This window comes from Acinetobacter lwoffii (assembly GCF_019048525.1).
GTDB lineage: Bacteria > Pseudomonadota > Gammaproteobacteria > Pseudomonadales > Moraxellaceae > Acinetobacter > Acinetobacter lwoffii_K.
The window spans coordinates 2,561,912-2,575,107 of record NZ_CP077369.1; the positions used below are offsets into that span (position 1 = coordinate 2,561,912).

Here is a 13,196-nt window from a genome sequence, read left to right on the forward strand (position 1 = left end):
TATGTTAATTTTAGGAATTCTTTAAATTAATCATTAATTCTGACTTATATTTCATTTAGTTATAGAATGTGCCAATTTATAACTTAACTACTTTTTTCATGCAATTTAGATACGATATAAACGGACTACGAGCAATCGCTGTTCTTGCTGTTGTCATTTTTCACTTTAATCCACAATGGTTACCAGGTGGATTTGCTGGGGTTGATGTTTTCTTTGTCATTTCTGGTTTCTTAATGACATCGATTATTTTTGGTGGTGTAGAAAAGAATATTTTTAAGTTATTCAAATTTTACAATGCTCGAGCAAATCGAATTATCCCTGTATTAGCTGCTATGTCAGCTGTTTTACTTGTATTTGGTTGGTTCTATTTAACCCCAATTGATTATCGTGATCTAGGACGTCAAGTTGAGAAAAGCTCCTTATTTATCTCAAATCTTTTATTTGCAAAAGGTGGTGGTTATTTCGATACAGCAGAACATACAAAATGGCTATTACACACATGGTCTTTATCTGTTGAATGGCAATTCTATATCTTCTTTCCTATTTTCATTGTTATTCTAAAACAATATTTAAGTTTCAAAAACCTAAAACGTGTTGTTATAGGATTATTTCTAGCGAGTTTTATTTACTGTATTTATACAACTTACAAAGACAGCAAAACTGCTTATTTCTTACTGACAAGCCGAGCTTGGGAAATGTTACTCGGTGGATTAGCTTTCCTATATCCCTGGTCACTTAAAAATAAGATCACAAAAATTACAGTTCAATCCTTAGGTATTGTTCTTATTGTTACGTCTTATTTCTTTATGTCAAAAGATACATTGTGGCCAGGTTATATGGCACTAATACCTGTGTTTGGTGCATATTTAATTATTATAAGTAATTATCAAAATAATTTTGTTATCAATAATCCTATTTTTAGCTATATCGGTAAATGGTCTTACTCCATTTATGTATGGCACTGGCCTTTAGTAGTTTTAGGATTCTACTTTACATTTAAAAACTGGTGGATGTATGGCATTCCACTTTCTCTCTTACTTGGATTCTTAAGTTATCAATTTATTGAAAAGATCAATTTCCCAAGATATTCGTCATGGAAAGAGATATATAAAGTTAAACCGTTTTATATATTTTTAGTCATTTTAGTCTGTGGTTATACTATAAAAAAACTGATGGAATGGAATTTCGTGTTTCAGAAAAAATTACCACCATTTTAAATGAGGCTAACAACGATTTTCCTCAAAGATGCGAGTCCGTATTCGCTTCTGAAAAATTTGAAACATGCATAATTGGAAATAAAGACAATATTAAAGCTATTATTCTTGGGGATAGTCATGCAGATGCTATTGCATCATCTATAACTAGTATTTTGAATTTAAGTAAAGATGGAGTCATATATGCTGCTAGATCTGGCTGCCCTTATATCTTAAATGCAAGCTTCAATGAAGATATTTCATTTTGTACTAAAATAAATGAAGATCGTCATCAATATTTGAAGCAACATAAAAATACTCCTATTTTCATTGTAAATAGATACTTAGAAAGAATGGAAGGCGAAAATAATATTGATAGAGCGAATTCACAAATCATTTATTTTAGTGATAAAAAAAGCACAAAGAAGGAAAAATACCTTGAATTTCAAGATAATTTTGAAAAATCAATTTGTGATATCTCTCCAAATTCACCAGTCTATATAGTTTCTACAATTCCAGAAATGGGGATTAATATTCCTCCTTTAATGGCTAAACAAATTATGAAATATGGAAAATTCGAAGAAAATGGAATTTCCTATACAAAATATAAAGAACGATCTGACAGAATTAACAATATATTAGCATCCACTGCAGAACAATGTAGGGCTACATTCCTAGATGTTTCAAAAGTATTATGCAATAAAAACGTATGTATTTCAGAATATAGAGGACGACCAATTTATCGTGATGGGGATCATTTAAGTGAGTATGGTAATAAACTTTTAAAGCCTATATTTAAGGGAATATTTGAGTAATATACTTATTAGATAAAGTATCCATATTTCTTTCTCTAAGAAACATGGATACTTTTTTTATTTAACATAAAATCTCTTAACTGTCTGTATCATGAATTTCACCGATCACAATCACATCGGGTGCCTGCCGCCTAGTATTGATAAGCGCGTTATGCCAGGAAATACAATCCACCCCGATCTCTCGCTGGGTAATCATCGATTTTTTATGCTGATAGACATATTCCACCGGATCTTCAATAGTAATAATATGTCCTTCGGTATGGGTATTACGATAATCAATCATGGCAACCAGTGTCGTAGATTTTCCAACACCCGTTGCCCCCACCACCAAGATCAGTCCACGTTTTTCCATAATGACCTGCTGCAATGAACTCGGCAAGCCTAACTGCTGAAAGCTCGGAATGTCTGTGGTAATGGCCCGAATGACCATACCGACATTGTGCTGTTGCTGGAATACATTCACCCGAAAACGCGAAACACCCGGCACGCTAATGCCAAAATTACATTCCATGACCGATTCAAATTCCTGAATTTGTCGCTCGTTCATTAAGGCATACGCAAATAAGCGGGTCTTATCCGGCGTGAGTTTCTGCTGACCAAAGGGCTTCATCAGGCCCTGTCGTTTAATACTGGGTGGGAAATCTGCAGTAATAAAAAGGTCTGAACCATTATATTCAACCATCTTGGTCAGCATATGGTGCATAAATTTACGTGCTTCATCGAGCAATTCGGTTGTATACATATCGAGATTCCTGAGATCATGACTGGTCAGCCGTGTAGAATCAGCTGAAGCAAGACCTCTAATAAATTATTGTTATTGTTTATTTTTTAATTTAATTATTTTTTATTCAATTTATAAAATCGTTCTAATCATTATTTTTATTTTCAAACGCCGTGATGAGCTAGTTTAAGCATCTGGGAGATGCGCTGATCGGCTTCATCCGATTCTGTCTTTCCCCAATCAATTGAGGAAAGACATCATTCAGTTTTAAGCACTACGCTTCAAACCTTCGAGCCGTAGTGAGTCAGTCATATTTAACAATAGTTGTTCGGTTTTTGTCCAGCCCAGACATCCATCAGTTACAGACTGACCATAAGTCATTTGCTCAGAAATTTTCTGGTTGCCGTCAACAAGATGACTTTCTAGCATTACGCCACGAACATTGGTCTGTAAGCGTTCTGCCACGATCTGCTCCAATACTTCAGGCTGCAGCATCGGATTTTTTGAGCTATTGCCATGATTACAGTCAATCACCAATGCCGGTAAGTCGATCTGATGTTTGGCCCGGATTTTCTCAATTTCTGACAATTGGTAATTTGGTCCGCTATTCGAGCCACGTAAAATCAAATGTGCTTTAGGATTACCTTGCGAGTGTAAAATGCATGGTAAACCAGACTGGCTCATCCCCAGGAATTGATGAGGATGAGAGGCAGACTGAATGGCATCTAATGCAATCTGGATCGAACCGTCAGTACCATTTTTGAAACCGATGCTGTACGGCATATGGCTGGAAATTTCGCGATGAATTTGCGATTCGCTGGTACGTGCGCCAATCGCACCCCAAGCTAATAAGTCATCGAAATAAGCAGTTGCCATCGGGCTAAGAATTTCAGAGGCAATGGGCAGACCCATTTCAATGATTTTTAGGTATAAGTCACGAGATTTTTCCAAGCCCAATTGCATATTGGATGAACCATCCAGATTTGGATCGTAAAGGAAACCTTTCCAGCCTACGGTAGTCCGCGGTTTTTCGATATAAGCACGCATCACCAGGAAAATCTGATCAGATAGCTGTGACTGAAGCTGTTTTAATTTTTCTGCATAGTCTAGCGCCGAAGCTTCATCATGAATGGAACATGGGCCGGTGACCACCATCAAACGATGATCCTTGCCTTCTAATATATTTTGAATGATTTGACGATGTTCAGCGACTTGGCTGGCCAATTGCGGAGACAGTGGCAATTGCTGCTTAAGCTGCTGAGGTAAAATTAAAATGCTTTCAGCATGATGTTGTTGTGATGTATTTGGGGTATTCATGACTTTAATCCTGGGACTGGCAATCAGTCCAAACTTTTATTTGAGCGTTATGGGTCTAATCGAAAGTGTTGTAAGTGTCATTAGCTGACTAAAATAAGACCAATAAAAGTTGTTAAAGTATGAATAGTTAAAGTTTGTCATGGCTGTCTCCAAAATATTTTAAAAAATGAAAGGCATAAAAAAACCTGATCAGGGTTGCCGATCAGGTATAAACTGGTGGGCAACCTTTTCATTGCCCAAACGCATTCAGGCAATTAGCTAAACTGCCAGAAATAAAAATATGCGTTTGAAATGATAGGTTGCTTTAACATGTTATGTCTTTCATAAAATGTGATTCTGAAATTAAAATACGCGCTCTGTGATCATTTGACAAGCATTAAATATAAAAAAATATTTATTAACTTTTCTACTTTTATTTATCGATCAATCAAACCGTGATATGTATCACTAAAATTAGTAAAACCCACAAACCTATTGCGGGTTTTACCAAAGAAACTTCAGTTTAATCCAAAGATTAAAAATTAACGTGAAACACGATTCCAGGCATCACGCACTGCAAATTTAGCCTGTTCCCAGTTTAAACGTGATTCGCCTTTTATTTGTTCCCATTTCAGTCTCAAATCAGGTTCTACGTCTTCAAAACGGGTATGGGCATCATAGCTGCCACGGTTTTCATAACCGACTCGATAGGCCGTATCATAATCACGGTCATAATCCAGATCGCTATAGGTAGTACGGGCATCTGAATAGTATGGCGTATTAATCGAATTATCACGCCAGTAAGCCTGTTCTTCAGTTGGATTTATAGCTTCGCCTACACCTTTACCTGCCAGACCGCCAACGACCGCACCAACAACACCACCGACAGCGACACCCACCGGACCGCCTGCAGCACCAATAGCTGCACCTGCTGCTGCGCCACCTGCAGCACCGACACCTGTACCTACAGGATGTGCGCCAGGTTCACCAGTAATTGGATCAGCATTTAAATCATCGCGGACATCTTTAGGCGCATTCTTAATTACATCACGATCAAAATTATCATTCGACATAGAGCTTATCCTTATTCTTTAAAATGGTTTTAGCACGTATTTTCATACGTCCTATTTAATATAAGCATCTGGTATGTAATGACATTAGCAGGCGTGTGTTGTTTCAGTGACTCTCTGTGAGGCTTTCATGCACTAATGTATCCTGAATCAAGTGAAAGCCGCATAAAAAAGACCGGTTTAATACCGGTCTTTTTTAGATTAAAACAGCTTAGTCAAAATGAATGACTGTACGGATCGACTTGCCTTCATGCATTAGGTCAAAAGCTTCATTGATCTGACCTAATGGCATGGTATGAGTCACAAAAGGTTCCAGCTGAATTTCACCTTTCATGGATTGCTCTACCATTCCCGGTAATTGTGAACGACCTTTCACCCCACCAAAAGCAGTACCCATCCATTTACGACCTGTAACTAACTGGAATGGACGGGTTGAAATTTCTTTACCAGCGCCCGCAACACCAATAATCACTGACTGACCCCAGCCACGATGCGCACATTCTAGTGCTGAACGCATTACATCTACATTACCGATACATTCGAATGAATGGTCTACCCCCCAACCAGTCATTTCGACAATCACTTGCTGAATCGGCTGATCATAGTCTTTTGGATTCAGGAAATCTGTCGCACCAAACTGTTTCGCCAGTTCAAATTTATCCGGATTGGTATCAATCACAATGATACGGCCGGCTTTGGCCTGACGTGCGCCTTGTACTACAGCAAGACCGATACCACCTAAACCAAATACTGCAACACTGTCACCTTCCTGAACTTTAGCGGTGTTATGTACTGCACCAATACCGGTAGTCACACCACAGCCCAGCAGGCAAACATGCTCATGGTTGGCTTCAGGATTAATTTTTGCCAGAGAAACTTCAGCAACCACGGTATATTCTGAAAAAGTTGAACAACCCATATAGTGATAGATCGGCTCGCCATTATAAGAGAAACGGGTCGTACCATCTGGCATGACACCTTTACCTTGCGTCGCCCGTACAGCAACACACAGGTTGGTCTTGCCTGATTTACAGAACAAGCATTCGCCACACTCAGCAGTATAAAGCGGAATCACGTGATCGCCCGGTTTCAGGCTGGTGACACCTTCACCGACTTCAACGACCACACCCGCACCTTCATGACCCAAGATTGCAGGAAATACACCTTCAGGATCTTCACCAGACAAGGTAAATGCATCGGTATGACACACGCCTGTATGGCTAATTTTTACCAGTACTTCACCTGCTTTTGGTGGAGCAACATCCACTTCTACAATTTCTAATGGCTGGCCTGGACCAAATGCAACTGCTGCACGTGATTTCATGTAAAACTGTCCTTTTTTTGCTGATTTACAGATGACTAACAGTAACCTCTTTCTATTCGCAGATTCAACTATTAACATCACAAGATAAGGAATAAAAGATCCTATAATTAATGGAACATCAATGACTAAACCTTCGCCTTTTGTATGTTTGAGCATTTTTACTTTTAGCATCATGCTTTCTGGCTGTGAACCGGCTCCCAACACTGCTGAAGAAGCGAAAATCACGCCGCTTCGACCGGCGCACTGGATCGACAATCAACTTTCAAAACAGCAGATCAATAGCGGTAAAACGGCTTTCTTGCCGCTCTATGATGGCTTTATGAGTATGGCAGCGCGTCTGCACCTGATTAACAAGGCCAAATATCATCTGGATCTACAGTATTACATCTGGAAGGATGATTATATTGGCAATATGATCTTGTCCCAGCTCTTAAAAGCTGCCGATCGCGGTGTCAAAGTGCGTGTCCAGATTGACGATCAAAATGGCACCCAGCTCGATGATAAGCTTCTTGCTCTAAGCCAACATCCAAATTTTGAAGTTCGGATTTTTAATCCCTATAAATTTCGTCATTTACGTGCGCTGGATTATGGCTTCCGGATGAAAAAGGTCAATCATCGTATGCACAATAAACTGATCATTGCAGACGGAACTGCAGCCGTGACCGGCGGCCGCAATATCAGCAGTGAATACTTTGATGCCAGTGAAGATTTTCAATTCACCGATGTGGATATATTCTTCGCGGGTCAAAGCGTAACAGATGCCAATCAAACTTTTATTAACTTCTGGAATGATGATCTGAGTTATGACGTTCGACAGGTGCTGAATGATGCCGGCCATCCTGAAATGCTTAAAAGGCTCAGAACTGAATTTGCACGTGAAGATGTCGATGAAACTGAACTCAAACGCCGGGTGGGCATTGCCGAGAAACAAGTCGAACAACACTTAAAAAAACAACCCATTCACTGGGCGCCGGCTTATTTTGTCGCGGATAGTCCCGCAAAAGCCCGTCCTCATGCCAAAAATGGCGATTATATTTATACCCATATGCTCGAATTGATGGGTGAGCCGAAAAAACATCTGGAACTGGTGTCCTCATATTTTATTCCCACGCAAAAAGGGGCCGACTATTTAACCCGTCGTGCGCAACAGGGGGTGAAAATCAGAATCCTGACCAACTCTTTTCAGGCCAATGATGTGGCCGCAGTGCATGCCTATTATCAGCAATATCGTCAGCAATTATTGAAAAGTGGCATCGAACTCTGGGAATTTAAACCCTACATTGTCCGGCCGGAACGCACCTGGTATGAAATTATGACCGGTGACATCATCCCGGCTAAAAACAAAAACAGCTCCAGTTTGCATGCCAAATTCTTTGATCTGGATGGTATGGTGTTTGTGGGTTCATTTAATTTTGATCCGCGTTCAGCCTATCTGAATACCGAAGTCGGTCTGGTCATTGAATCGGAAGATTTTCAGAAGGAAATCACCAGTGCGATGGATCAGTACTTACCACGCGTGGCTTATCAGCTTAAACTGAATGAAAAAAATGAAATGATTTGGCTGGAACATCAAAAAGATGGCCGTAGTATTCAGCATTTACATGATCCGGAAACTACAAAATTCCAGCGTTTTATGATGAATCTGGTGACGAAATTTCCCGGTGAATGGTTAATGTAATGACATTAGAATGACCTCACAATTACGACGACATGAAAAGCCTGTATTTTGAGAATGACCGCTTAAATTAACTTAGTCCAATCATCGTTTAAAGGGTTTTACAGTCTATTGCGCTTACTTTAGAATTACATTTTTCTCGTATTTTGCGATTGTTCGCCCTCCACTCCCATGCAATTTTTTGATCTAAGCCGTCAGTTTAAGTTCAGTGATATTCTGACGCCTGTAAAAACCCTCCATGATTTATCCCAGCAAGAATGGTATTTGGCCAAAATTCGGGTGGAACATGACTGTCTGTCCGACTCCGATACGGTCGAGGGACAGGTGGTTTTGAAATCCAGTGAAAATATTCAGCTCGAACTGGAATGGCTGATTCAGGATAGCGGTTATGAATTACAGGTTTTATTTAAAGGTGTAGAAACTAAAGCCACTGATGAGACCGGCATTATGTTGAAAGGTGCACAACTGGTCGATGAGCAGCAGCAAGTACTCTCTGCCCAAGCGTTGAGTTTATGGATTGATGGCACTCTTTTGCCGATGTTGCCTGAGATCCGTCAGGAAATTAAAGCACGTTTAAATTTGTGGGATTATGTCGAATACGATGGCTAATCGCCGAGTTTTGCATTTTTTTAAAGAGCCCATGTGGCTCTTTTTTATAATCTAAATAATGATTTAGATTGATTAAACTGCCCTATCTTCAATTTTTTCAGGCAATGTCAAGCTAAATAAGTTGTTATAAAATTTATAAAAAATAAAAAGAGAATCAAGACATGATTTCTGATAATGAATGGCAACAGATTCGCCAGGTGGTCGCTGATGCACAACGGGCTGCCATGCACTGCTCTATTGCAACGGTCAACTCTAAAGGTTTTCCTAGCATTACTCCGATCGGAACCGTATTCCTCAACAAAAAGACCAGTACGGGTTTCTTTTTTGATACTTATTCCACTACTTTTTCTGAAAATTTACAGCATCAGCCGATGGCCTGCATATAGGCTGTGAACAGTAGCAAACTGTTTTGGTTTCATGCGTTGCTTAAAGGTAAATTTAAGCGTTATCCAGGAGTACGCTTATATGCAGAAATTGGTCCTTTACGTCCGGCCTTGCCTGAGGAAGTACAACAAGTGGAGTCGCGTATTCGAGCTTTAAAATGGACCAAAGGTAGCCAGCTAATCTGGTCCAGCTTTCATTATGTCCGGGAGATTAAGATCAATAGCTATCGCTGGGTCGAATATCCAAATATGTGAATAAATGAAGCTACCAACTTACAAATAGTAAGTTTATTTCTTATTTATAGCCTAAAACCTATTTAATCATTTTTATCAGATTATTGGATTAAATATTAAACCAGACCCACATGCTCAAACATTGTCCGGTAACTTTCAGCTTTTTTCTCTAGAGAAACCGGATATGCTCGAGAAGATGAAGGTATGCGATATAAATACAGATCACGTCCGACAAAATGGGCCTCGCTAGGCTGACCAATACTCGGCTTTAAAGTCCCTTCAGGCATAGACAGCATCATGGTGTCTGTGGCCTTGTCGCCTGTGGTCATAATATGATTGCACTGCGGCATTTGGCTGAGTAGTTGCTCAATATTGGTAGGTACTACAATTTCCAAAAATTTGTCTGAAGCATTGCCCTTTAAACGCCGGATCTGATAGCCACTATCAAAAATCGCAATCCCCGTTTCTGTTAAAAACTCCCGGATCAATTGTTCCTGAAATTTTTTATTGGGTAGATCTAAAAAGTAATCTTTATTTTCAAAGAAAATCAGTCCAAAAATCCGCCACATATCATTCTGATAATTCGGATAATAAAAGTTCATTTTCCAGCGTGTGGCAGGTGGCGGAAAACTACCCAACATCAGTAATTTGGCATTGGGCGGTAAAAATGGCGGTAGCGGATGCGTTTCAATATCAGACATAGAATTAACTAAATTGAGAGATTTCAACTATTTTAGAAGGTCTTCCGAATCTTGCCAGCTACTTCTTGTCCCCAAAGTGTATAAACTTCCTTACTCGGATGAAAACCATCTGCAGCCATTTGTAAATTCATGGCACGATACTTCTCAATATCGTATTCAATCCATTGCATATTCACTTGCTGATTCACAAAATTTTCTAGTTGCTGGTTCATCTGTTTAGCATACTGGCCAAATAGCCAGGCTAAAGGATTCGGTAGCGCCGGAAACATATTCATTGGCGGCACACCGGCAGCAATGATCAGTTTCGGACTAAATTTTTGCTGAATTTTACTATAAAGCTGTTCCTGTTTCTGAATCCAAACCTCGACAGGTATCAGTTTGGTCACATCATTGACGCCAACCGACGTGACGATTACATCATAGTGCTGGACTTCTATTTGGTCCAAAGCATGAATTACTTTTGAGCTGGTATCGCCTGTTTTGGCCTGTAATTTCCAGTCAATTTCAAAGTCATCTTTCAGTTCATGCAGAATTGCACCCAGTAATGCGTCATCCTGATGTTCTACTCCTACACCTGCTGCTGCCGAATCCCCTAAAATCAGCAGAGACAGTTTGTTGCCGGTTCCGGTTTGACCTTCACGTGCACCTTCAGGTTCCGGCAGTCTTAGGGTATTTTTCTTGACACGATTACCCTGAATGACAAGTGCAGGAATCAAGGCAATGGTGGCGGCTTTCAGCAACATAGCGGGCTAATTTATATAGGGATATACTTAATTTTACCTGAGTTTATTCTTTTGAACTATTTCCTCAACAGTCATTTTAAATGAATGTTCACCTAAATTTAACTAAGATAGGATTCTTGCAAAATACAGGCTTATACATCTTGCCATTGGGTAAAACATCAAGGATAAATATAAAAAAATCCCGCTTAAAAACGGGATTTCTTATGGAAATTAAAGCTTAGATTTTATAGTCATTCCAGCGATTCATACGCTTAAAAGTTCCCACATCATTAAAACGCACGCCCACTTCTTTCATTACTTTATGCGCCGTTTTGGACGTCAGTTGACGGATATAAAATGGCTCTTTGACCACAAAATGATGAATCGCATGGGTCGAACCAAAATTACAGCAGAATAACTGGAACGGAACCATCCACCATGGATTGAGCACTTGGGTTTGTTTGATCACATCACGTGGATCAATATCGCCATAGTAATGCATATTTGAGCTGACAAACTGCAAGCTAAAAGAACGGATAAAGTTCGGAATCACCCAGATGACTGCCAGCAGATTTACAATCGGCATCGCGTCGACAATGCCTTGCGACCAGAGCATCTCATAACCGAATAGCGGTGAAACTGCATTTAAACCATGAAAGACCACAAACAGGTAGCACAATCCATAGTAAATAATGCTGAGAGGTAAAAAGCCAAATAGCTGAGAAATCATGGCAATTTTACGTTCTTTTTCAGGCTGTTTTTCCAGAAAAAGATGAATCATTTTAATCATCTGAAATGGACGCAGATACACTGACATCAACTGGTCACTAATCACCAGAATTCGGCGAATGCCCCAAGGCATACCATTACTGATGCCACGTTCTTCCAGGTCATGTTCAGTGCCTGAATATTTATGATGATGCAAATGTAAACGACGACGTGCCCACGGACTGATGGTGTTTGGACGTGCCAACCAGACCAGTGCCAGCATCAGATGATGTGCCCAAGGTGTTTTTTTGAAATACATATAATGAATCAGGTCATGTTCCAATTCATGGGTCAATGACGCAAAAATCGCAATCAAGGGAATGGTAAACCATGCTGAGAGATAACCTGTTCCATATGCTACCGCGCATGCAATCATGCCTGCCCAGGCAAAGCCTAAAATACTCGCACCTATAAAGTTCTGATGTTTGAGTATGGGATAACGAGCACGCACCTCTTCCCCGGCCTGGGTAACGATACTTCTGACCTTGGAGATTCGCTGCTGGTCAGTCATATCCGCAGATGTAGACATATGGACAACCTTTAATTTCTGAACGGTTGTACATTAAAGGAAATTCTAAAAAAGAGAAGTTATCTTTCCACTTTTAGAGTGAGTATGTCTAAGTTTTGGACAGTTTGGAAAAGTTCTTAAAATTGGCGAAAATTAGGAAAAGTAAAAGATGGTCTTTCTCATGAAACGAAAATTTAAAAGTAATTGATTTAATTGCAAATTCATCAATAAAATAAAAATATAATTTTTGATAATTTAAAACTTTATTTTAATAATCAATATATTAGGATTTATAAAATTTCGCTTTTTTGTAAATTCAAGCTATACATTTTTTAGAAAAAAATACTGATTCAGAAATTTTTCTCAGTTTGTCATAAAAAATAAAAAGAGAAGCGCTCTAGCTTCTCTTTTTATAGATCTAAGAGCGCTTTTAACCTAACTTGTTCACCAGTTTAAGTGGTAATACTTTCATGGCTAGACCGAGTGGCAACCAAGGCCATTTCGGCACATAAGCCTTAACTGGTGCTTTTTCAATTTCTGCTGCCAATAAACGCGAACCAGTTTTTTCATCTACTTCAAAAGGTAGCTTTTTTGCCCCTTCATTAATTTCAGTACGAATATATCCTGGGAAAATGGTGGTCACTTTTATTGGCGTATCGATCAATTCAGCTCGAATGCCTTCCGCTAAATGAGCCACGCCGGCCTTACTTGCACCATAAGCCGTTAAATGTTTTGGCATACCGCGCATTGCACTCATAGATGAAATCATCACCAGATGGCCAGAGTTTTGTGCACGGAAGATTTCAACTGCAGCTTCACATTGTGCTAATGCCGAAATAAAGTTGGTTTCAACCGTGGCTTTATTGATAGCAAAATTACCTTTACCAATCCGGCGGCCCTCACCGACACCAGCATTCACAATAACTCGGTCAATGGTGCCAAAGTCTTCTTTAAAAGCACGAAACACTTCAAACACTTGATCGTAATCGGTGACATCTAGTGTTTTGGCAATGACTTTGATGCCATATTGGCTTTCCAGTTCCTGCTTTAAGATTTCCAGACGCTCCAAACGACGTGCACAAATCGCCAGGTTATAGCCTTTTTTCGCAAATTCACGTGCCATACCGGCGCCGATCCCTGAACTTGCACCGGTAATTAAAATTGTTTTAGCCATGTA

General features: G+C 39.6%; 11 protein-coding genes and 2 pseudogenes. 5 read left to right on the forward strand and 8 right to left on the reverse strand.

Features of this window, described 5'->3' with window-relative positions; genetic code table 11:
* Positions 1–68 precede the first annotated feature (68 nt).
* Both I6L24_RS16600 and I6L24_RS16605 read left to right on the forward strand, forming a co-directional pair.
* Positions 69–1,217, forward strand: a complete 1,149-nt coding sequence (locus I6L24_RS16600; RefSeq protein WP_228733319.1) for an acyltransferase family protein — start codon at positions 69–71, stop codon at positions 1,215–1,217.
* The gene (locus I6L24_RS16605; RefSeq protein WP_228733320.1) at positions 1,178–2,008 is read left to right on the forward strand and encodes an SGNH hydrolase domain-containing protein; all 831 of its coding nucleotides are present in this window, start codon (positions 1,178–1,180) and stop codon (positions 2,006–2,008) included. The genes I6L24_RS16600 and I6L24_RS16605 overlap by 40 nt, the downstream gene beginning before the upstream one ends.
* A 79-nt stretch (positions 2,009–2,087) precedes the next feature.
* On the opposite strand, the pseudogene I6L24_RS11975 reads toward I6L24_RS16605, so the two are convergent.
* The 4 genes and pseudogenes from I6L24_RS11975 to I6L24_RS11990 all read right to left on the reverse strand — a co-directional run.
* Positions 2,088–2,750, reverse strand: a pseudogene (locus tag I6L24_RS11975) (ATPase, T2SS/T4P/T4SS family); the annotation flags it as partial.
* Positions 2,751–2,996: 246 nt separating this feature from the next.
* Positions 2,997–4,046, reverse strand: coding sequence for a 3-deoxy-7-phosphoheptulonate synthase (locus I6L24_RS11980; RefSeq protein WP_216986069.1), 1,050 nt, complete (start codon positions 4,044–4,046; stop codon positions 2,997–2,999).
* Between the two features lie 521 nt (positions 4,047–4,567).
* A complete protein-coding gene (locus I6L24_RS11985; RefSeq protein WP_005246167.1) occupies positions 4,568–5,098 on the reverse strand; it encodes a hypothetical protein in 531 nt (176 codons plus the stop codon).
* 208 nt (positions 5,099–5,306) lie between these two features.
* Positions 5,307–6,419 carry an S-(hydroxymethyl)glutathione dehydrogenase/class III alcohol dehydrogenase gene (locus tag I6L24_RS11990; RefSeq protein ID WP_216986070.1) on the reverse strand — a complete coding sequence of 371 codons (1,113 nt, stop codon included), beginning with the start codon at positions 6,417–6,419 and terminating at the stop codon, positions 5,307–5,309.
* Between the two features lie 121 nt (positions 6,420–6,540).
* Between I6L24_RS11990 and I6L24_RS11995 the strand changes: the two genes are divergently transcribed.
* The 3 genes and pseudogenes from I6L24_RS11995 (at position 6,541) to I6L24_RS12005 (ending at position 9,341) form a co-directional block, all read left to right on the forward strand.
* The gene (locus I6L24_RS11995; protein ID WP_216986071.1) at positions 6,541–8,097 is read left to right on the forward strand and encodes a phospholipase D family protein; all 1,557 of its coding nucleotides are present in this window, start codon (positions 6,541–6,543) and stop codon (positions 8,095–8,097) included.
* A gap of 168 nt (positions 8,098–8,265) precedes the next feature.
* Entirely contained in the window at positions 8,266–8,703 is a 438-nt protein-coding gene (locus I6L24_RS12000; protein WP_216986072.1) for a hypothetical protein, read from the forward strand.
* Positions 8,704–8,864: 161 nt separating this feature from the next.
* Positions 8,865–9,341 (forward strand): annotated as a pseudogene (locus tag I6L24_RS12005) (pyridoxamine 5'-phosphate oxidase family protein).
* Positions 9,342–9,436: 95 nt separating this feature from the next.
* Here the strand turns inward: I6L24_RS12005 and I6L24_RS12010 are convergent.
* The 4 genes from I6L24_RS12010 to I6L24_RS12025 all read right to left on the reverse strand — a co-directional run bounded on the left by I6L24_RS12010 (position 9,437) and on the right by I6L24_RS12025 (position 13,193).
* Entirely contained in the window at positions 9,437–10,021 is a 585-nt protein-coding gene (locus I6L24_RS12010; protein WP_216986073.1) for a uracil-DNA glycosylase family protein, read from the reverse strand.
* 32 nt (positions 10,022–10,053) lie between these two features.
* On the reverse strand, positions 10,054–10,764 hold the full coding sequence (locus I6L24_RS12015; RefSeq protein ID WP_004280437.1) for an SGNH/GDSL hydrolase family protein: 711 nt from the start codon (positions 10,762–10,764) through the stop codon (positions 10,054–10,056).
* A gap of 217 nt (positions 10,765–10,981) precedes the next feature.
* Positions 10,982–12,040, reverse strand: coding sequence for a fatty acid desaturase (locus I6L24_RS12020; RefSeq protein ID WP_004280438.1), 1,059 nt, complete (start codon positions 12,038–12,040; stop codon positions 10,982–10,984).
* A gap of 409 nt (positions 12,041–12,449) precedes the next feature.
* Positions 12,450–13,193, reverse strand: coding sequence for an SDR family oxidoreductase (locus I6L24_RS12025; protein ID WP_004280440.1), 744 nt, complete (start codon positions 13,191–13,193; stop codon positions 12,450–12,452).
* Between the last annotated feature and the right edge of the window lie 3 nt (positions 13,194–13,196).